This is a genomic window from Spirosoma sp. 48-14 (assembly GCF_001898575.1).
GTDB lineage: Bacteria > Bacteroidota > Bacteroidia > Cytophagales > Spirosomataceae > Spirosoma.
Genome location: NZ_MKUD01000002.1, coordinates 276,218 through 296,914 on the forward strand (window position 1 = coordinate 276,218; position 20,697 = coordinate 296,914).

15 protein-coding genes and 1 tRNA gene are annotated in these 20,697 nt (G+C 47.8%); 9 read left to right on the plus strand and 7 right to left on the minus strand.

Translation table 11 applies throughout. The features are described 5' to 3' along the window. Positions 1-48: 48 nt before the first annotated feature. Positions 49-1,965 carry a HAMP domain-containing sensor histidine kinase gene (locus BGO59_RS04355; protein ID WP_293681095.1) on the minus strand — a complete coding sequence of 639 codons (1,917 nt, stop codon included), beginning with the start codon at positions 1,963-1,965 and terminating at the stop codon, positions 49-51. 175 nt (positions 1,966-2,140) lie between these two features. Here BGO59_RS04355 and BGO59_RS04360 point away from each other — a divergent pair, with 175 nt between their 5' ends. The 8 genes from BGO59_RS04360 (at position 2,141) to BGO59_RS04395 (ending at position 13,463) form a co-directional block, all read left to right on the plus strand. Then, complete coding sequence (locus BGO59_RS04360; RefSeq protein WP_293681098.1) at positions 2,141-2,962, plus strand: T9SS type A sorting domain-containing protein; 822 nt, start codon at positions 2,141-2,143, stop codon at positions 2,960-2,962. 151 nt (positions 2,963-3,113) lie between these two features. Further along, positions 3,114-3,362, plus strand: a complete 249-nt coding sequence (locus BGO59_RS04365) for a hypothetical protein (protein ID WP_293681101.1) — start codon at positions 3,114-3,116, stop codon at positions 3,360-3,362. Positions 3,363-3,854: 492 nt separating this feature from the next. Next, complete coding sequence (locus BGO59_RS04370; RefSeq protein ID WP_293681104.1) at positions 3,855-6,974, plus strand: glycoside hydrolase family 3 N-terminal domain-containing protein; 3,120 nt, start codon at positions 3,855-3,857, stop codon at positions 6,972-6,974. A gap of 374 nt (positions 6,975-7,348) precedes the next feature. After that, the gene (locus BGO59_RS04375) at positions 7,349-11,005 is read left to right on the plus strand and encodes a T9SS type A sorting domain-containing protein (RefSeq protein WP_293681107.1); all 3,657 of its coding nucleotides are present in this window, start codon (positions 7,349-7,351) and stop codon (positions 11,003-11,005) included. Positions 11,006-11,087: 82 nt separating this feature from the next. Further along, the gene (locus tag BGO59_RS04380) at positions 11,088-11,522 is read left to right on the plus strand and encodes a nucleoside deaminase (RefSeq protein ID WP_293681110.1); all 435 of its coding nucleotides are present in this window, start codon (positions 11,088-11,090) and stop codon (positions 11,520-11,522) included. Between the two features lie 57 nt (positions 11,523-11,579). After that, positions 11,580-12,194, plus strand: coding sequence for a superoxide dismutase (locus BGO59_RS04385; RefSeq protein WP_293681113.1), 615 nt, complete (start codon positions 11,580-11,582; stop codon positions 12,192-12,194). 99 nt (positions 12,195-12,293) lie between these two features. Next, a tRNA-His gene (locus BGO59_RS04390) sits at positions 12,294-12,369 on the plus strand. 218 nt (positions 12,370-12,587) lie between these two features. Then, positions 12,588-13,463, plus strand: coding sequence for a MerR family transcriptional regulator (locus BGO59_RS04395; RefSeq protein ID WP_293681116.1), 876 nt, complete (start codon positions 12,588-12,590; stop codon positions 13,461-13,463). 6 nt (positions 13,464-13,469) lie between these two features. On the opposite strand, the gene BGO59_RS04400 is transcribed toward BGO59_RS04395, so the two are convergent. Then, entirely contained in the window at positions 13,470-14,435 is a 966-nt protein-coding gene (locus BGO59_RS04400) for an alpha/beta fold hydrolase (protein ID WP_293681119.1), read from the minus strand. Between the two features lie 72 nt (positions 14,436-14,507). Between BGO59_RS04400 and BGO59_RS04405 the strand changes: the two genes are divergently transcribed. Beyond that, complete coding sequence (locus BGO59_RS04405) at positions 14,508-14,951, plus strand: hypothetical protein (protein ID WP_293681122.1); 444 nt, start codon at positions 14,508-14,510, stop codon at positions 14,949-14,951. A gap of 6 nt (positions 14,952-14,957) precedes the next feature. Here BGO59_RS04405 and BGO59_RS04410 read toward each other — a convergent pair whose 3' ends face one another. From BGO59_RS04410 to BGO59_RS04430, 5 genes are all read right to left on the minus strand, one after another. Next, the gene (locus BGO59_RS04410) at positions 14,958-15,728 is read right to left on the minus strand and encodes a glycosyltransferase family 2 protein (RefSeq protein WP_293681125.1); all 771 of its coding nucleotides are present in this window, start codon (positions 15,726-15,728) and stop codon (positions 14,958-14,960) included. A 106-nt stretch (positions 15,729-15,834) separates the two neighbouring features. Further along, positions 15,835-16,791: a glycosyltransferase family 2 protein gene (locus tag BGO59_RS04415; protein WP_293681128.1), complete on the minus strand. Its 957-nt coding sequence runs from the start codon at positions 16,789-16,791 to the stop codon at positions 15,835-15,837. Between the two features lie 113 nt (positions 16,792-16,904). After that, positions 16,905-17,717 carry a hypothetical protein gene (locus BGO59_RS04420; protein WP_293681131.1) on the minus strand — a complete coding sequence of 271 codons (813 nt, stop codon included), beginning with the start codon at positions 17,715-17,717 and terminating at the stop codon, positions 16,905-16,907. 94 nt (positions 17,718-17,811) lie between these two features. After that, a complete protein-coding gene (locus BGO59_RS04425; RefSeq protein WP_293681134.1) occupies positions 17,812-18,759 on the minus strand; it encodes a hypothetical protein in 948 nt (315 codons plus the stop codon). 52 nt (positions 18,760-18,811) lie between these two features. Further along, the gene (locus BGO59_RS04430; protein WP_293681137.1) at positions 18,812-20,461 is read right to left on the minus strand and encodes a hypothetical protein; all 1,650 of its coding nucleotides are present in this window, start codon (positions 20,459-20,461) and stop codon (positions 18,812-18,814) included. Positions 20,462-20,697: the final 236 nt, after the last annotated feature.

Here is a 20,697-nt window from a genome sequence, read left to right on the forward strand (position 1 = left end):
AGAGCGAAAGAGCGAAAGAGCGTATTTTTTGCCGGAGGGCACACCCTTTCACTCTTTCACTCTTTCACTCATTGTATAAGGTATAATAACTTCGAATGAACTGCCTTTGCCGGGCTGGCTTTCGACCGTGATCTGGCCGTGGTGCTGATCGACAATCTTTTTGACGTAGCTCAGGCCGAGCCCAAAGCCTTTGACGTCGTGCCGATTGCCGGTTGGAACGCGATAGAACTTTTCAAAAATGCGGCTGATCTGGTCTTTGGTCATGCCTAAGCCCTGGTCCGTAACCGTGATACTGACCCCTTCAGGAAGACTACGCGTCGCTAACGTAATATGTGGCGTGTTGGGCGAATATTTCAGGGCATTGTCCAGCAGGTTGTAGACGATGTTGGTCAGGTGCAGCTCATCGGCTTCAACTTCCTCCCGGTCTGCATCGAAGTTGAGATCAACCTCGCCCCCACGCTGTTCGATTTGCAGACTCAAATTATTAAGCACCTTTTCGATCACGTCATGCACATTAACTGTCGACAGGTTCAGCTTAATTTCGCCCCGGTCAAGCAGGGCCATCTGGAGTACTTTTTCGACATGCGAGCCTAATCGTCGGGTTTCGTCGCGGATAATACTCATGTAACGTGTCAGACGGGCATCAAGCTGTTCTGTTCGCTCCTGTGCTTCTTCTGATTCATTTATTCCATGAACCGCCAGCGCTGGCTGCGAATGACCTTCGAGTCGTATCTGCTCCTGCGCCATCTCAACGGCCAGCGAAATGGTCGAAATAGGAGTTTTGAACTCGTGGGTCATGTTGTTGATAAAGTCGTTCTTGATATCGGCCAGTTTCTTTTGCCGGACAATCGTATTGATCGCGATATAAAAACAGGCCAGAATAACCAGAATCAGGACAACCGAAGCACCAAACGTGAAGCCCAACCGACTCAAAATGAACTGCTGCTGAGTCGGGAAATAGACGTAAACATAATTGCCGGTTTCGAGCAGATTATTCGGAAAGAGAGCCGCTTTGTATCCTTCAGTGTCAAACTGCTGAGAGCCCATCCCTAGCGATGTAAACAAAAATTTGGGCTGCTGCCGGGTTCGAACGGCATAGGCAAATGGAATACTGATGCCCCGTTCGTCCAGTGCCTGCCGAATCAGGGTATCGAGTGCCAGCCGGTTGATCCGGTCTTCGATTGGGCGATCCGACATAAGTAGCCCTTTGAGCATATCCTTTATTCGATGCGACTGCTCTTCAGCTTTGTTCAGGCTCAGGCTAGCCGGACGCGTTGCCAGGCTGGTATTAGCCGAAGCAATCGGTTGATCCGGTTTTGTTTTGGCATGCACCCGACGTGGGTGTTTTTTTGCCGCCCGATTCAATGAGTCCTGAATGGCCAGCAGTTCACTACTCAACACATTTTCAACCCAGTGGTCAAATTTCTGTTGCTGAATCATCTGCGTTTGCCAATCCCCAACCGCCATGAGTTCGTCCTGCTGCCGGACAAACTCTTCGACCACCGCCATTTGCTCTGGCGAAAGCGGTCGAACAATCGGATGTAAAATATCTGACTGAACAACAACAGAACCCGAAGGTGCCATACCCGTCGATAGTGATGGCTCAGTGTTCAGCCGATTCCCCGGTGCACGTTTCAACGATTTGGCCTGAACTACTGGCTCCGACTTACCAACCGACGTTTGATGGGTGGCTATTTCTTCATCGGTTGGCTTACTTTCTTTTTTAGCAATGGCCTTCAGGCGACTTTGTTGTTCACGAGCCTGAATATGTTGCCTGGTCAGATACGCAATTTCCTGCCGTTCCAGCGTTCGGACCACTTCCTGAAGCGCATCAGTAACTTTATAGGCAAACTGCTCTTTCTGCAATTGCAGCGCACTTCCTATCCAGTAGAGCTGAAGCCCTACCAGACCCAACAGCCCGATGGCCATCAGCGCAACAATCCAGCTTATGCGTTGTTTCGACATTTTTTTACTCGCTCATGCAACCTTAATCCTGCTTTTATATCTATTAGGAACAGGTCGTGTCAATAGTAAAAGTACGAACCAGATGGCTACTCATTGGCTCGTTAACAAACTTTAACAGGCCCTGTATCAATTGGTTTTACAACTTATCATTCCTTCGTTGCAATTTTCAGGCCCTATGAAAAAAACAGTTTTAACCCTCTCCCGGTTCGCCCCTGCGCTACTACTGGCGGTAGCTTTTAGCGGTGCGGCTGTTGCTCAAAAGAAGGTGTCGCCTTCGCCAAAATCCGACAACAATGAAGTAAGTATTCGAATAATTGAACGGGATGGCGACGATGTTCGAGAAATTGAACGCACGTATCGCACCGACGGTATGAGCGAAGATCAACGCGACCAACTCGTAACGAAACTGGTCGATTCGGTCAGAGCATCGCGGAAAGATGGTGGCAAGCGTCAGTTAACCATTATTGTGGATGATACCGGCGAAAGCAAAATTGCGCTGCGAAAACGCCAGGGCCTCAAGCGTATTCCTGGCGATGCCTATGTATTTCGTGGGCAAACTCCCCGAAACAACCAGGATTTCTGGGGTAGCAAAGATTGGGAATTTCAGCTACGACGCAATGCCGATTCAATGGCCGATCAGATGCGCCGGTTTAAGTTTGAATTTCCCCGCGATTTCGAAAATCAGATTGCTCGTCCGTTCGAAGGCTGGGCGCGTGGCCTTACTGGCAAACCGTCAACCATTCGGAGTCTGGATGCCTTCCCCAATAACCCCGACCGCGATCAGTTAAATGTGCGTTTTTCGGCACCAACGAAAGGCGATGTAAGCATTGTTGTCACGAATCCGAAAGGAAAAGAAGTCGCTCGACGGGACATTAAAGATTTCTCTGGTGAGTTTGTTGGCCAGATCGATCTGGGCAAAAAAGCACAGGGTACTTATTTCATTACAGTAACGCAGAACGAAGATGGCGCTGTGAAGCGGATTGTCATTGACGAATAGCATGGTGCATGGAGCGCGGGGTGGATAAACGCTGTTGATTTACACTGCGCTCCATGCTCAAGAAAAAAAATATTTCAAAAAATTTAGTACTATGTATTGCAAGATACCAAACCAAACCCATATCTTTGTATTGTAAATAAAAACAGAGGCCATGAAGTCGTTATTCATCATCGCAATCTTATTCGTGGGTATCAGTGGGCAAGCGTTTAGTATGGGGCATCCACACAATATGTTTGCTGCACGGAAACAGTTACGAGCAAAGGCTTCTACATCAGTAGCTAAAACGAAACTTTGCCCGCCCGTGACGACCTGGCAACGCGCTGTTCAGGCAACTCAAAACTCCCTGACTGAACAGGTACTGGTCGCCTTGTCGCGGGTAAATCCATTACAATCCCGCTAGGAATTGTCCACATGCTTTATTTACCGTACACCCAGCTCGCTCTGGGTTTTGTTTTTTCGTTCAATTCTATTACCCTTCCTACAGTCCTTTGCGGCCTATCTCTTCGATTCCGGGCAACATCCTTTTCGCCCTTGCTATTAAATTGAGCCTACTGCCTGGCCGCTCTACTGTCACTCTGCCCGAAAACAAGTTTGAAAACCGCAGACTAATTTGATGCATCTGGCACAACTGTTGTTCTAAATCTGCACGTATATACCTTCTACTAGTCAATCGATAAAATCCTGTCAGTAAGCCTTTTACTAAGCCAGTAACCAGTCTACCCTAATTTTAATTTTGTATTAATCCAGTACAAAAAACAAATAACCTACATTTTTTCGTTAAAAACTTAGATAATTCGGAGATTCGCTATAGTTTTCGCCGGGCTTTCCCTATTTTTATGGTTTAGCCTTACCTTGCCGATAACTGACCTAATTAGTTTACAGTCGTTTACCTATGCAGAACACCGTTCTACGACCCCTGTTACTCGTCGGACTCCTGTTCGTGAGTTTGTTTTCAGCGTTTGGCTTAACCAAACCAGGTCGTAATTTGTGGCGTCGGGCAGCTCACCACAGAGCTTCGCATTCGCATAGAGCCAAAAAAGTGGCTATCCGAAAAACTGTAACGCCAGTTCGTACGCCATCGGCCCCAGTCTTGCCTTCCGTCTTTACGTTCCGCCCTGCCGCCAAGCCCGTTGATGTGTTTACGCTGGCCGATAGCGGTCAACGTTGGGTAGATAGTGTATTTCAGGCATTAACGCCCGAACAGAAAATTGGGCAGTTCTTCATGGTCGCCACATTTTCTAATCGCCATGAAAATCATTATCAATACATTGAACACCTCATCCAGAATAATCACGTTGGTGGTCTTATTTTCTTTCAGGGCGGCCCCTATCGACAGGCAGTGCTGACCAATCGGTATCAGGCCTTGTCGAAAGTTCCTCTGCTGATTGGTATAGACGGCGAATGGGGCCTGGGTATGCGCCTGGATAGTACGATGGACTTTCCTAAGCAAATGGCGCTGGGGGCAATTCGAAACAACGATTTGATTTATCGAATGGGTGCCGAAATTGGGCGTCAGTGCCAGCGGCTGGGCATCCACATAAATTTTGCCCCTGTCTCCGACATCAACAGCAACCCAGCGAATCCAGTTATTGGCGTTCGTTCGTTTGGAGAGTCGAAAGAAAACGTGGCGCTAAAGGCATCGGCCTATATGCGTGGCTTACAGCAAACCCATATCATTGCTACGGCCAAGCATTTTCCTGGTCATGGCGACACAAATGTCGATTCGCATCATAGCCTCCCTACGGTCAGCCGATCAACGGAAGTAATGCGCGACATCGATCTGTATCCTTTCCGCAAACTCATTGCCGATAGTCTGATGGGGGTTGTAACGGGCCATTTGCACGTGCCAAGTATCGATAACACACCTGCACTGGCGGCAACCCTATCGGAAAAAATTGTGACCGATCTGCTCAAGAAAGAACTGGGTTTTCGAGGGTTAGTATTCACCGATGCTTTGAACATGGGCGGTATCAGCCGCTCCCCGAAAGCCATGGATGTGAACCTGCGGGCACTGATGGCCGGAAATGATATTCTGCTGTATCCTGAAAACGTCCGTGAAGCCACGCAGAATATCCTGAATGCGATTCAGCAAGGTGTTATTACGCAGGAATTTATCGACGAGAAAGTTCGCAAAATTCTTCGGGCTAAATACTGGGTTGGCCTCAACAAGTACAAGCCTATCAACCTGTCGGGCTTAGCTACTGACCTGAATTCGACCGAATCGAAACTTCTCAAACAGGAACTTTGCGAACAGGCTGTAACCATAGCCGATGACCGGAACAACCTGCTTCCCTTAAGCCGCCTGGATACGCTACGGCTTGCCTCCATCGCTATTGGAGCCGAGTCGGGCAATATCTTCCAAAAGACATTAAACCAGTACGCACCGTTCCAAACCCTCACCTACCCCGACAAACCCGTTTCGGAAACCGATATCAACAATATATTGGCTCAGGTAGGGGATGTGAATACGGTTGTCGTTAGTTTTCACCGGATGAGTGAATCGTCGGCCCGTAAGTACGGTATTACCAAGCCTTCCGTTGACCTGATCGCCCGCCTGAAACAGCGTGGGCTGAAAGTGATTGTAACGGCTTTTGGATCACCCTATAGCCTACCGCAGTTTGCCGTAGCCGATGCGCTGGTTTGCGCGTATCAGGAGATGGACGCCATGGAGCAAGTGGTGCCGCAAGTTCTGTTTGGTGGGTTGGGCGCCCGTGGTACGCTGCCCGTTTCGACATCGCACGACGATATGAAAGTCGGTGTGGGTATGAGTACCAACCCCGAAGGCAGACTGTCGGCCGGAGCCCCCGAAAGTGTCGGTATGAAAACAGCGATTCTGAACCAGATCGATGCCATAGCCCAAAGCGCCGTTAAAAATCATGTGGTGCCCGGTTGCGAAATTCTGGTTGCCCGCCGAGGGAAGGTTGTTTATAGCAAAAATTTCGGCGCGTTGACCTATGCAGCCGGAGCCGAAAAAGTAACCGACGAAACCCTGTACGATCTGGCATCGCTTACCAAAGTGCTGGCCACGTTGCAGTCGGTAATGGTTCTTTACGATCGGAAGCAGATTGACCTGAACCAGAAAGCTTCCTTGTATTTGCCGGAGCTTCGTAACACCAATAAGCAAAACATCACCCTTCAGGACCTGCTCTGGCATCAGTCGGGGATGGTTTCTTTCTACCCAACAACCTGGGATCGTACCCGTAACCCACGCGGTGGTTTGAAGGCGGAATATTACTCAGCTACTCAGGATAGTCTGCATACGCTACAAATCGCACCAACTCTTTGGGGGGTACCTGCCTTAAAAGACTCCGTCTGGAAATGGGTGGTACAGTCTCCCATGTCGAAAAAGACTGACGAGGCAGGTCGGCCCGCCTACGTGTATAGTGATTTGAATTTCCTGATGCTGCAAAAGATTGTTGAGCGGGTCAGTAAGCAGCCACTGGACAAGTTTGTGACCGAAAACGTCTATAAACCGCTAGGCCTGCACCAGCTTGGCTTTACCCCTCTCCAACGTTTGCCGCATCCTCAGTGTGCCCCTACTGAGCAGGATACCTATTACCGGAATCAACTGCTTGTTGGCACCGTACACGACCAGATGGCAGCCGTACAGGGCGGAGTTTCGGGCCATGCGGGTCTGTTTGGGAATGCTCACGATATTGCCACGCTGTTACAGATGAACCTTCAAAAAGGAGTGTATGGCGAACAGCGCGTCTTAAATCCAATGACGGTGCCCTATTTTACTCAAACATTGAGCAACCGCAGCCACCGGGCGCTGGGTTGGGATAAGCCGAATGCCGAAAGCACCAGCAGTGTGTATATGGCCTCTCAGGTATCGCCACGATCATTTGGCCATACGGGTTTCACGGGCAATGTAGTTTGGGTTGATCCCGACGAAGAATTAATCTTTGTTTTTCTGTCGAACCGAATTTATCCAACAGCCGGAAACAATTCGATTAATACCACAAAACTCCGTCGGCGAATTCACGAGGTTATCTACAACGCCATTCAATAGTTACTGTAGTAACGCGGGAGGAAACCCGCGCTCTGTGTTTGAAAATCACGGGTTTTCTCCCGCATTACCACAGGCTCAATAGCTACTTCTTGATTAAACGGTAATTCTCTATTATATCCTAGCACTTATAAAGTTCGGCAATGCCACTTCTCGTCAGAAGTGGCATTTTTATTGCTAAGGCTTTCCAATACATATGATTTCTCGCTAATTACTGCTGAACCAACCAGAGCAAGCAACTGATTTAAAGTTATTTACCCCAAAAAGAAAGCCATCCACTCTACTTGTAGAATCCGATACTAGCTTACTTCAGGCTGAATATCGAGCATAAATGCGTTAACTTTAGAACCCATACAAGCTTAGTTGCTCAAATTTTTATGAAGGGCCGTATCTTTTACTCCTACCTCTTAGCCTTGCTAGGCCTTGCTGGCCTGGTCAACCGAGTCTCTGCGCAGACAATCCAAAGCGTTACGTTATCGACTCCTAGTGTTTGCGCTGGTTTAGACCTTACCGTTTCATTTGCAACAAGTGGCACGTTTGCTAATGGCAATAACTTTTCGCTTTTATTATCAGATGCAGCAGGCGTTACGTACCCCAACCCTTCTTCTCCCTTAGTCACAGTTGCGGGCCGAACAGGGACTTTTACGGTTAAAGTGATAATTCCCTCTTCTGCGACAACCAGTACCAATTATAAAATCCGGGTTCTTGCAAGTACGGGCACGCCCGTTCAATCGAAGGAAAGTAGTGCCTTCACCGTTAATTCAGCGAATAAACCCGTTTCCTCTGCCCAAACAGGTTGCGTAGGTACTCCTAAGGCTCTAACAGCAACTCTTACTGCAGGTGGCCTCAGCCTGGCCTGGTATAATCAGAGTAAACAGGCCATTTCAGCTCCTTCACCTACGGCCAGTGGAACATACTATGTCAGTCAACTAAATGGAAATACCTGTACCAGCGATCTGGTACAGGTTGACTATGTTGCCAATTCCTACCCTTCTGCCCCTTCAGTTACCACTCCTCCACCTACCTGTTCTGGAAGCCAGTTAACGAACTTTAACGCGTTTGCTTCAGCGGGAGGCACATTGCACTGGTGGTCTACAGCAGATAAGAAAGGCAGTTCCTCACCTACAGTTAACCCAAGTAATACGCAAAGCGCAACCTACTACGTAAGTCAGGAGGTAAATGGCTGCGACGGCGTAACTGCTCCTATTTCAGTGACAATTGTTGCCAAACCAGATAAGCCCTCCGTAAAAGGCCCTGCTCCTGTCTGTTCCGGTTCTCCTGTTGGATCATTAACAGCGACAACCTCTCAATCAGACTACACATTGCGTTGGTGGGGTACAAATGCCGCAAATGGTTCTTTTACGACTTCACCAACTACAGTTGACAATGCTTCCAGCAAAACGTATTATGTAAGTCAGGCAACAAAAGAAGGATGCGATAGCGACCGTGCATCGATATCTGTAACAATTAAACCGACACCTGGCGCACCCAATGTATCCAGTCCACTTCTTGCCTGCCAGAATCGCACAGGCTATAACTTATCAGCCTCTGCATCGGAAGGTGGCTCATTAAACTGGTATGGCACTTCGGCATCGGGCGGTACAGCTACGAATGATGCCCCCGCCCTGGTAACCACTACCACGGGTTCAACACAGTACTACGTTAGCCAGTCGGTCAATGGCTGTGAAGGCCCCCGCGCGCCGATTACGTTCACGGTCAACGCGGTACCTGCTGCCCCAACGATCTTCCCACCTGCTGCTTATTGCGAAGGGAATACAGCGGCTGCGCTATCGGCTACCGGAACAAGTTTGAAATGGTATGGATTGAACGCGTCGGGAGGTGCCTCTTCGTCAAACCCGACTGTACCCAGCACCGACGCCAGTGCCATCGGGACAAAAACCTATTATGTAACCCAGACGGTAAACAGTTGCGAAAGTGAACGGATCGGTATTCCTGTTCAGGTAAAAGATACACCTGATGCACCGGGAACATCAAATATTGACTTTTGTCAGGGTACCAATGCCCCAACACTAACAGCCTCTTTAGTGAATACAGCTACGCCAAATTGGTACGGCACGTCGTCCAATGGAGGCACTGCTTCAGCGAATGCCCCAACACCGTCTAATGCCAGCCCAGGTGTTACAGTGTATTACGTCAGCCAGACGCTAAATGGCTGTGAGGGGCCTCGTGCCAGCCTGTCGGTGCGTGTAAAAAGCACACCGGGCGCTCCGGTTGTAAACTCAGTTAGCTACTGCAACAAGAGTCAGGCACAGACGTTGAGCGCTGCGGGATCAAACCTGAAATGGTACGACGCTTCTGACAATTCGTTAGGTGGCAATGCACCAACCCCTAATACGGGTTCAGTAGGCACACAGATTTATAAAGTCTCGCAAACATCCAATGAGAATTGCGAAGGGCCCAAAGCCACCATTACGGTTACGATTAAACCTCTTCCGGGTTCTCCATCGGTATCAGATATCACCTACTGTCAGGCCCAGCAAGACCAGCCCGCCCAAAACGTACAAGATTTAAGCTCACGCGCCAATGGGCAAAACCTGCGATGGTATAACCCCGACGGGAATCAATATTCGAGTGCGCCAACCCCATCTATCGACAAGGGAGGTACGCAAAATTATGATGTCAGCCAAACTGTTGACGGCTGCGAAAGCAGTAGAGCAAGAATCAACGTATTGATTGTGAGCCCACCACCTCCTACAGCAAAAGCCCTGGTGAGCTACTGTCTAAATGACCAACCTGCTCCGCTCGAAGCAACCGGCGAAGCTGGCAGTAAGTTGAAATGGATTGATCCCTACGGACGCGTATTCGATGTGGCTGTCCCCTTTACATTTACGCCAAGCACAGACCCAAAAGGCGATGCCTTCTACGTTTATCAGATTGCATCGTATGGTTGCTATAGCGCGCGCACCACAGTTCGCGTGCTGGTTAGCGCTCCACCCACACTCGCCCTGACGGCCCCAACCACCACCGTCAATTTAGGTCAAAGAGCCCCTCTAAATCTCAAGTTTACGAGTGTTGGGCCATTTAGTTATACGCTCACGGGCGGCTATGCAGGCACTTCGCGCTCAACCGACACCACGATTTCGGTACTACCGCGTGGCAATACAATTTATCAGATCATAACCGTATCGAATACCTGCGGGCTTGGTTTACCTGGCAATCCATCTACCGCCCAGATCAATGTTCGGGTCCCAACGGTTTCGGCCAGTTCGTTTACCTCATCGACGGTTTGCTCGGGTACTCCGATTACTGTACCTTTTACAACCAGTGGGCAGTTTAACTCGGGCAATGCATTCCGTCTGGAAGTGGTCAGTACCGCTGATACAAGTAAAAAGTACGCCATACCGAACACATCAACCGGTTCGCCTATTACCGGTACGCTGCCAGCCAACTTACCCGGTGGTCAATATTTTGTTCGTGTCAATGCCGACAACCCGGAAATTGGTATTACGGGTAGCAATAGCCCTACTCAACTGACCGTACGATCGCTGGCCAGTGCTACGCTGACAGGCACGCAAAACATTTACGAAGGTACTCCTGCAAACCTGACACTAACATTCGGCGGGGATGCGCCCTGGACAGCCACGTATGCCGATAGTCTCAAAAACTATTCACTGACCACCAGTACAAACCCATTAGTCGTTGAAGTACGGCCAACCCGAAACACAACCTATCAGTTGACTAAAGTGACTAACTTCTGCGGAAGTGGCCCTGTTTCTGGTAGCGCAACGATAACCATACTCCCCCTACTAGGCGTAGAAGATAACCCGCTCGATCCGCTGGTTAAAACATACCCTGTTCCAACAGAAACCAGATTGACGATAGAACTCGACTTGCCGCTGACGCAGAATCCGGCTATTTTATCGCTCATCGATGCCAATGGCCAACCCATCTTACAACAAACAACGCGAGCAAAAGTGAATGAGCTTAACTTAAGTTCTCAGCCAAATGGCTTGTACTTCCTCCGTATACAGGTTGGTGATCGACAAACTGTCCGAAAAGTTCTGAAACAGTAAACCAGGTAGCTACTTGTGAGTCATAGTCGTTGGTAAATACACTTTAACGGCTTTAACTCACAAGTAGTCACTATCGACGAACATGCCCGACGAGTATTTCATGGAAATTGCGCTGGGGCTGGCGGAAGAAGCAGCCGAATCGGGAGAAATTCCGGTTGGTGCAGTAGTGGTCTGTCGAAATCGAATTATTGCCAAATCGCGCAATCAGACTGAGCAGTTGAATGATGTAACGGCCCACGCTGAGTTGATGGCCATTACAGCCGCCGAACATTATTTAGGCAGCAAATACCTGACCGACTGCACACTATATGTTACATTGGAACCTTGTGTGATGTGTGCAGGCGCTTTGTTCTGGGCGCAGCTTAGTCGGCTGGTTATTGGAGCCAGTGACCCCAAACGAGGTTACAGCCGTATTCAACCTTCTGTTTTACATCCTAAAACTCGTGTCGAAGCAGGCGTACTTGCCGAAGAAAGTCAGGCCTTATTGGCAAAGTTTTTTAATCGTCTAAGAACATAATTTAACACAGGCTTGTTAACCCAACCGAGTAATCTTTCATTCTAACTTATCAATACAATGGCATTTGTATTAGACCCGCTTCCCTACCCAAGTGATTCGCTCGAACCCAATATCGACAAGCAAACCATGGAAATTCATCACGGCAAGCACCACAATGCGTACGTGACGAATCTGAATAACGCTATTGCTGGTACCGATCTGGAGAATAAATCCATCGAAGACCTGCTGGCTTCTGTTAGCAAAGCGCCAATTGCTGTTCGTAATAATGGTGGTGGTCATTACAACCACACAATGTTCTGGAATACAATTTCCGGTAATGGTGGTGGCCAGCCCAAAGGGGCATTAGCCGATGCAATCAATGAGAAGTTTGGTTCGTTCGATGCTTTCAAAGACGAATTTACTAAAGCTGCTACAACCCGGTTTGGTTCGGGTTGGGCCTGGTTGATTGTTACCCCAGAAGGGGGTCTGGCTGTTACTTCAACGCCAAATCAGGATAACCCGCTGATGGATATTGCCGAGGTAAAAGGATTCCCAGTAATTGGACTTGATGTATGGGAGCATGCTTATTACCTCAAATATCAAAACCGTCGGCCCGATTATATTGCTGCTTACTTTAATATTGTTGACTGGGATGCAGCCGAAAAGCGTTTCCAGCAAGGCAAGCAGGCCTAATTATTGAATAATGTACAATGGGTACTGAATAATTGCCACTAATTACATCATTACCCATTGTACATTATTCATTAATCATTATTTTTGCACTTCCAAAACGGTGGATGTAGCTCAGTCGGTTAGAGCGTCGGATTGTGGTTCCGAAGGTCGCGGGTTCGAGCCCCGTCTTTCACCCTCGTTAAAAGCCCTGCAGCGTCAGGGCTTTTTCTTTTTACGACTATCTTCTTGGAATATACCACGGCTCAGTCAGCGCGTGACCAAATAATAAACTTTCGATTTTGTTTATGTTTTAAGGTAAAACATTAAACAAAAATAATTTCCCTGGTGTTGTATTTTGCACACACGTTTACCAAAGTCCCGTTCTGAGGCTATCCAACTGAGACCTTCAATTGTATGAGCACCTACTCGATCAAAGATTTAGAGCAACTTTCAGGTATTAAAGCGCATACGTTACGTATCTGGGAGCAGCGATACGCTATCCTGGCTCCACAACGAACGGATACAAATATCCGCACCTACGACGATCAGGACCTCAAGCTTGTGCTGAACATTGCCTTATTAAAGGACCACGGCTACAAGATTTCAGAGATCTCGAAGCTCTCCCCAAACGAACTGTACCAGGAAGTCCTGAAGATTTCGGAAAAACCGCTTAGCTTTCCCGATCAGATTCAGGCGCTTACACTGGCCATGATTGATCTGGATGAAGAACAGTTTGAAAAAGTTATGCTAGCCAATACACGCCAGTTTGGCTTCGAAAATACCTACCTGAATGTTGTTTATCCTTTTCTGAGTCGCATTGGCACCTTGTGGGTAACCGGATCGATAGGGCCTGCTCAGGAGCATTTTATGACAAGTCTGATCCGGCAGAAACTCATCGTTGCCATTGATAGCCTGTCCTCTCAGCCCACCAATGGGAAACGATACATGCTGTTTTTACCTGAAGGCGAGTACCATGAGATAAGCTTGTTGTTCGCCCACTATATTATCCGGTCGAGATCGAACAAAGTTATTTACTTCGGGCAGAGTTTACCATTCAGGGAATTGGCTTTTGCCTATGATCGGTATAAGCCCGACTACTTGTTTACAGTGCTGACTTCCTCACTGGCTAACCATGAAGTGCAGAACTTTGTCAACCGTTTAGCCAGCACATTTTCTAAAGCTGAGCTCCTGTTTACTGGCTATCAGGTTGTAGGGCAAGATATAGAGACGCCCAAAAATGTGTCGATCATTACCCAGATCAACGAATTGATCCGTATTGCTTCCAGTTAAAGTTACCTAGCAAATGTTTTGCGCAAAAGAGAGGGCAGTTCGCTCAGCATAGGTATATTCATCTCGAACCACTTGAAAACCAACGTGTCCACCTTTCTGTGGCGTTTCCAGAAAAATCTGCTTGTGGGTCTCAGCCAACCAGGCTGGCGAACATTCGGGCGAAAGCAGTGGGTCGTTCTGGGCATTCAGCAGTAAAGCAGGTACGGCGATACCCGGCATAAAATTGACAGCCGATGCCTGAGTATAAAAATCATCTGCATCCCGATAGCTGTTGACTGGTGCTGAAAAAAACTCATCGAAGTCGCGCCATTGTTTCACCTGCTGTAACTTGCTCATATCCAGTCTTCCCGGATATCGGGCGTCTTTCTCACTGATTTTAACGATCAGTTTTTTCATGAACCGCTTTCGGTAGAACCAGTTTGCCGCCCGATCGAGCAGCACAGCACTAGCGCCCAAATCGGTAGGAGCCGAAATTGCAATCCCACCTTTCACGGGTTCAGGGAGTTGCTTGCCATACACGCCAAGATATTTCAGCGTGATATTCCCTCCCATGCTATAGCCCACTAGCACGATTTTATGGTAGGCTTTTCGTTGAAGCGCCCGCTGAATAACTTCGCCCAGATCACCAATTTCACCATGATTGTAAAGCCGAAAAGCCTGGTTCATTTCGCCACTGCACGAACGACAATTCCAGGCCAGCACATCGTATCCATGTTCGGAAAAGAGCTTGGCCGTACCGCGTATATATTGCCGATTGCTGTCACCTTCCAGCCCATGCGTCAGAACAAGCAGTTGCTTTTGACCCTTATCGATCCAGTCAAGATCGACAAAGTCGCCGTCACTGAGCGTTAGCCGTTCGCGCTCATAGGTAACCCCGGTTACTACGCGCGTCAGGCTTGGGATAATGGTTTGGAGGTGCCCGTTATACTGATAAGTGGGTGGGCCCGGATAGGAAGAACGAATCAACGGCATATTAATTGAACAACGGATACTTTTGTATCGTTGTTCCCTTGCGATGTCCTGTCTAGCCCATACATCACTACCATGCCGATTGCGAAGTACATCTCTGTAATAATTGCCAGTACTATTAAGTTTATTGGCGGGCCCTTGACTGGAGTAGCTCTTGGGCTTAGCTGGCTCGAAACAGCCATTTTTACAACACTGGGCATGATGTTGAGCGTAGTAGTAGTGACATATGCAGGAGCAGCCCTTCAAGCGCTGTGGCAACGGTATCGGTCTACTCCCCCCAAACGCTTTACCCGACGCACCCGTTTAGCCATCCGTATCTGGAAGCGGGCAGGTATGGCGGGAATTGCCCTACTGACACCACTCATTTTAACGCCCATCGGCGGAACCATACTAGCCGTATCGTTCGGTGTAAAACGGGGGCAGTTACTACTTTATATGTTGATAAGCGGTATCATCTGGGCGGTTGTCCAGACAGTTGCGGTCTATCAGATTCCAGGTTTGAAAGGTATTTTCGGGTAAAACAACTTATCGGCTGACGGTTTGCGGAGGAGCGTTAACGGTTTTCTTGCGGAAGTCGCCCCGTGAGAAGTATTTTTCAATCAGGCAGTAAAGCAGAATAAAGAAATAGCGGCTACCCATTTCCTTAATCTTCAGTTTCGACTCGCCATACTTACGATTTGTCCAGCTATTTGGCACAACCGCATATGTATAGCCACGGACAATCGCTTTTAAGGGCAATTCGACGGTTAGGTTGAAATGGGGCGATAAAAAAGGTTTTACGCCTTCTATCGTTTCCCGTTTATAAAGCTTAAAGGCGTTGGTGGTATCATTGTATTTGATACCCATCATGACCCGAACAATGAAGTTGGCAATGCGATTGATAAACTTCTTCAGGCCCGGATAGTCGATCACCTTGCCCCCTTTTTCCCAACGCGACCCGAATACGGCATCCACATTGGTCTCCAGCATTTTGTTATAAAACTTAACCAGATCTTCGGGATCATCGGAGAGGTCGGCCATAAAAACAGCCACGCAATCGCCCGTGAATCGTTCCAATCCATACCGCACTGCATAGCCAAACCCATTAGGACCAGGATTGGTATAATAGACTAATGTCGGAATTTCAGTAGCTGCCAACTGCTCCAGCACCCGTAGCGTGCCATCTTTCGAGTTATCGTTAGTCACACAGATTTCATGTGGGATTCCGTGTTTCGCCAGGGTTTGGTAGAGAGTTCGTAGCGTAGGCGGCAACGACTCTTCTTCATTGTAAGCAGGTATGACAACGCTCAATTTCATTCGAATACTGTATTTTAAAGATGTGAAAGCCTGGTCGCTCTGGTTTACAAAACCCAAATATAGACAACCTTAAAACCCTAGAAATCAGAATAAACACCAAAAACAGTTACCTATAGGGCAAAAGACGGATGGTGCTATATAGTTTCGCTAAAGGCTTCGGCACAATATACTCTATAATTACCTTTTTAGCCTTCTGCCATTCAGGTTTAGCCATCGATAAGTATTTCAGAGCAATACGCGCACGCCGGAAATAACTTCCTTCGTACTGTTTCGCATCCAGCATCATCCGATAATATCGGGCGATGTTTCGCCGAAGAACGGTATTGTATCGGTAGTCCAGCTCGCGGTTTATATTACTATACATCTGAATCCGGTTGCGCAAAAATACTTCATCCCGTTCATTATCGTGAAAACTGGCTCCAGCCCGGTTTTTCCGGTACACCGACATAACATCAGGAATATAGCCAATTTTGCCAAGTTTAGCTTTCAGAATCAAGCGCGGAATATCGCCACTGGACGACTCTCGAAACCAGGCCGGGTATTCTTTAATGTTGTTCCGGTACATTGTACTCGACGTAGCCATAAACCAGATTTCATCTTCTCCGATGAGATCCTCAACGGTATAATAAGGCTTCATATCCGGGCCGTTGAGTATGTACGAAGGGCTTCCATCTTCGTAGGTAATCAACGCATTATGAAACGTCATCGAGTAATCGGGATGGGCGTCCAGCAAATCGGCCTGTTTCTGAAGTTTAAGTGGGTCTGTCAGATAATCATCACCGTCGATCAGCGCATAATATTCACCTTTGGCCCGTTTGAGGGTCTCTAAAAAATTGATTCCCCCATTTTTACCCATATTGTGCGGGTGAAGTACTCCAATTACCAGACCAGGATGCTGACGCTCATATTCCTGAATGATTTCACGCGTGCCATCAGTGGAAAAATCGTCTCCTACCAGTATCTCAATAGGAAAATTCGTCTTCTGCGCCAGTACACTATCGATAGCCTGGCGGATAAATTTATGCTGGTTATAGGTGATAATCAGAACACTAACCTTCGGCATGATAGAATAAGTAGTTAGGAGTTAGGAGCGGGGAGCGAGAAGGCCGACGCATATTTTTTCTTGTTGCGTCAGCCTTCTCACTCCCCGCTCCTAACTCCTAACTACTGTTTAGTTTAAACAGTTATCGCTTTAGCGGTCTGGATATGCTCTTTCCAGCCCTGAGGCTCATCTTTTTCAGCCGGGGTTCCCCACGGATCGTAGAAGGGCAGAATAGCAACCCAGCGACCAGCCGGATCATCCCAGCTAAACCGATCAGCAAAGCTGGATGGGCTTACCCAGTGCGGCAAATCGTACCGGAACAGGATGATATCGCCTATCTCCTGAAAGCCTTCCGTTTCGATAATATGGTCGTTGATCACATAGCCGGTACCGCCCGATGTATAATCTTTACCATACTGATTCAGAGCCAGAATGGTACCGACTTTCTGCGGATTGAGCGGGTGCCAGTGACGCCCAAAGAAACTACCCCCTAATGGATAATGGGTGACCTGTGGATGGAAATAAGGCTGCCCTTTACGGATGCCGTATTCTTCATTATTCCCGGTAAGGTTATTCCAGAATTGACGAAGTGGGTTGAAAACGCTCAACAATTCTGTTTTAGTTGGTTCTTCCAGGTCGAGAATAGCGTCGAACGTATGGTCGTGGAATAGTTGGGGCGCCTGCTGTATTTTAGCGATATGCAGCCGCTGCTTATGCTGGTTATTGTCGAAGGAATCAGGTGCTTCGGCCAGTGGAGTCTTTGCCGCCCAGTTGCGGGTAGCATCAATAGTTCCACGGAGCATTTCTTCAGGAATGCCTGATTTTACGATCACAATATTTGGTTCGTTGACCAATGCCATCACTTCCTCAAATGGTATTTCGGGTACGATTTGACCATCCTTGAATTCGGCATCAACTTTTATCAGGTATTTTGCTAATTCTTTCATAGTTTGTCCAGATACTGATTTAGTACAAAATAGGCGGCTGTCTAGACAAAATCCAAATTACCCCCTACTGATTTTGATCAACAACGGCCTGTTTTTAATCAGTTTTTGATTGTGTGGCATACCCAAACCCGGAAGCCCCAAATCCATTGCCGTTATAAAACATAACCCACTGATTCTGATGGGGGAAAATATGGCAATAGTCCATCATAAGCGAATCCCAGCCTTCTGATGAACGCTCGATACCGGCCAGCTCGTCTTTCCGAACCCAGTCAATTCCGTCTTCTGACTCCGCATAACCGATTCGGTAACTCTGCTGAACATCGGTACGGTAGTTAAGCGAATTGCGGTACGAAAAATACATTTTGTACAAATTCCCATCCTTATAAACGGTTGGTCGGCCAATGGCATCGGTAAATTCGTCGTAGCCCACACATACCTTTCCTGCACGTTCCCAATGAATACCATCAGCTGATTCGGCATACTTTACATCGTAGAACGGCTCCGGGTGTCCATTAATCACCTCAATTTTGGTACACGACAGATACCACATACGCCAACGGATTGATCCATCGGCCTGCTCTTCGCGTATCACACAGGGTTGTGCTACCCAAACCTGATCGAAAATGTACCGATCGAGCAAAGGCCCGGTAAATTTTCGTTCAAACGTCAGGCCTCCATCCCGGCTAATAGCCAGACCAATTCCGAGCCGGTAACTGGCCGTCTCGCTTTTGTTCCAGCCGGTATAGTACAACCAGATTTCGTCACCAACAGGCAAAAACCACGAAGGCATCGTACCCGTTTCATCAAACATACCAACAGCCCCTTTGGTCAGACATGCCTTGTCATGCACATAGGTAACCTCGGAAAGATTATCAGGGTTTAACTCAACAAACGAAACGGCTGAGTTTATGTTTTCATCACGCGTGGAGAAGTACACCCGAATTTTACCATCCATCGGGTAGCCAAACGGAACCTGTGCGTGTGTACGGCTGAATGGTTTAGAACCATCGGGTTTATAAATCAGTCCTTTTTTCGTCCACATATAGTTTACTAATTACAAGCAAGAAGGGCTATAAAACCTTCCAATTAAACAATTAATCTGTTACCATTTTGTACCGATCTTTCCGGACAAAAACACGGTTATGTTCTACTTCGGCAACCAGTCGATAATATTGGTCGATGTACTGTTTTAATTCGGGGAACGTTTCATAGCCAAATCTGGCCCGATCATTTAACCAGATAGAGTTCGGCCCCACTGCATCAATGAATACGGGAGCACGTGACGCTTCCATGTTCCTTATGTATCGCGCTCGATGCACAGGCTGATTCGATCCCATCACACAGCGAATCACATGGTTATCGCAAACGCCCTGAGGCATCTGGGTCTGCACGTTATACATAGGTGCCCATCCCCAAACAACCAGATCTTCACCCGATTTTGCCAGTTTAAGGACCTCCTGTGCCGTTGGCGATCGCCGAAAAAACCGAAAATCGAAAGGCGTCTTTTTATAAATGGTTAGTGGGTCGCTGGCTGGTTTGTCAGCCTGTAAAAACGCACTTATCCCAATAGAGAGCACCACAAATGCAACCCATAAAATGGTTTGTAAAGACGTTCGTAGCTTATCGATAAACCACGCATTGACCAGGCAGACTGGGAAGCACAGGTAAAGCAGATAATGGGTAAAGGCATTGCCCGGTTTGATAATTGCATAGCCGCTGGCAGCTACCAGAGCAAGACCAAATAATAGCAAGCTCACTTTATTGTCGCCATTGCGGGGCCTGATTACCAACCATGCCAATATCACGGCAAACGTAGGCAACAGGAATACCAGAAAGTCGGTGGTATGGGCAATAAACGCTGGAAACAAGAGCAGGAAATCCCAGAACGATGCTTCGGCTCCATAGGCAAAATTGCCCGCTATGTAAAACTGAAGGAAATCCGAAAATACGCCAAAGCTGAGCGTAAGCACAACAACTAACAGCGGAAAGACAAGTCCACCGCCTACCAAACTAGCTACGGCCTGCCAGAATTTTGAACGCGGCAGGGTGGAATACTGGCTAAACAGGGTAAGAAAAGCCGCCAGAACCACTGCAAGGGCTGTTGGGGTACCTTGCAATTTGGCAAAAGGAACCAAGCTACTCAGAAAGCCCAGCAAAAATAAACCTGTCGTAGAGTCAAAAGCCTGTTGACGCCACAAACGGGCATATTGCCAGATCGATAGACCAATAAGTGCCAGCGACAATTGTTCGTTGGTCGCATGCAGAAAATCCATGTTGGTCGTAAAGGCCAGAAAAGCCACCAGAGGAAACAAGGCTAGCCGGGCAGTACGGGCACTAAAGAAATTTTCGATGGTTAAGTAGCCACTTGTTACACTCACCACCATACACGCAAACGCCAGCCAGCGTAAAACGATGTAGTTAAGTGGCACACCCACATAACCGGGTAAGGCTACATAATATGAGCTGAGCGGCCCCATTGTAGCCCCATCAATGTATTTCCAGTAAACAGGATGGTGTTTCAACGTGAGAGCCTGCGACAGTAGCTGGCTTTCGTCGGGATTCAGCTCCCAATTGATAAATAAAATAGGGAGTCGCTTAAAAAATAAGAGTCCCAGAAGGGCAATCAGCAACCCAAATTGCTGGTTGCGAGACAGTTGAGAACGAAAATCACCTCTTATCAACAGAGCCGCGACAATCAGAAAAGCAAGCCAGCCTCCCGTTTCCCAGAGTAGAGGAGATTTCAAAAAACTCATTACCGATTCAATCAATCGCTTTATAGATGCAAGCAGACAAGTGACATGCGTCGTCAATTAGTTAATCATTGATAGTCATTAGGGCCGCATTTGTTATCAGCCAATACCGCAATAAATGCCCCCCCTAATGACTATCAATGACCACTACATGACGACTTATTTATGGCTCATTAACCGGGCCGCCATGCTGTCGTGAATCTGAATCATGGTCTGTTTCAGATCGTATG

Excerpts from the sequence above, each read along its gene's own strand:
- BGO59_RS04355 (WP_293681095.1), bottom strand. The coding sequence starts at position 1,965 with ATGTCGAAACAACGCATAAGCTGGATTGTTGCGCTGATGGCCATCGGG.
- BGO59_RS04360 (WP_293681098.1), top strand. The coding sequence starts at position 2,141 with ATGAAAAAAACAGTTTTAACCCTCTCCCGGTTCGCCCCTGCGCTACTA.
- BGO59_RS04365 (WP_293681101.1), top strand. The coding sequence starts at position 3,114 with ATGAAGTCGTTATTCATCATCGCAATCTTATTCGTGGGTATCAGTGGG.
- BGO59_RS04370 (WP_293681104.1), top strand. The coding sequence starts at position 3,855 with ATGCAGAACACCGTTCTACGACCCCTGTTACTCGTCGGACTCCTGTTC.
- BGO59_RS04375 (WP_293681107.1), top strand. The coding sequence starts at position 7,349 with ATGAAGGGCCGTATCTTTTACTCCTACCTCTTAGCCTTGCTAGGCCTT.
- BGO59_RS04380 (WP_293681110.1), top strand. The coding sequence starts at position 11,088 with ATGCCCGACGAGTATTTCATGGAAATTGCGCTGGGGCTGGCGGAAGAA.
- BGO59_RS04385 (WP_293681113.1), top strand. The coding sequence starts at position 11,580 with ATGGCATTTGTATTAGACCCGCTTCCCTACCCAAGTGATTCGCTCGAA.
- BGO59_RS04395 (WP_293681116.1), top strand. The coding sequence starts at position 12,588 with ATGAGCACCTACTCGATCAAAGATTTAGAGCAACTTTCAGGTATTAAA.
- BGO59_RS04400 (WP_293681119.1), bottom strand. The coding sequence starts at position 14,435 with ATGCCGTTGATTCGTTCTTCCTATCCGGGCCCACCCACTTATCAGTAT.
- BGO59_RS04405 (WP_293681122.1), top strand. The coding sequence starts at position 14,508 with ATGCCGATTGCGAAGTACATCTCTGTAATAATTGCCAGTACTATTAAG.
- BGO59_RS04410 (WP_293681125.1), bottom strand. The coding sequence starts at position 15,728 with ATGAAATTGAGCGTTGTCATACCTGCTTACAATGAAGAAGAGTCGTTG.
- BGO59_RS04415 (WP_293681128.1), bottom strand. The coding sequence starts at position 16,791 with ATGCCGAAGGTTAGTGTTCTGATTATCACCTATAACCAGCATAAATTT.
- BGO59_RS04420 (WP_293681131.1), bottom strand. The coding sequence starts at position 17,717 with ATGAAAGAATTAGCAAAATACCTGATAAAAGTTGATGCCGAATTCAAG.
- BGO59_RS04425 (WP_293681134.1), bottom strand. The coding sequence starts at position 18,759 with ATGTGGACGAAAAAAGGACTGATTTATAAACCCGATGGTTCTAAACCA.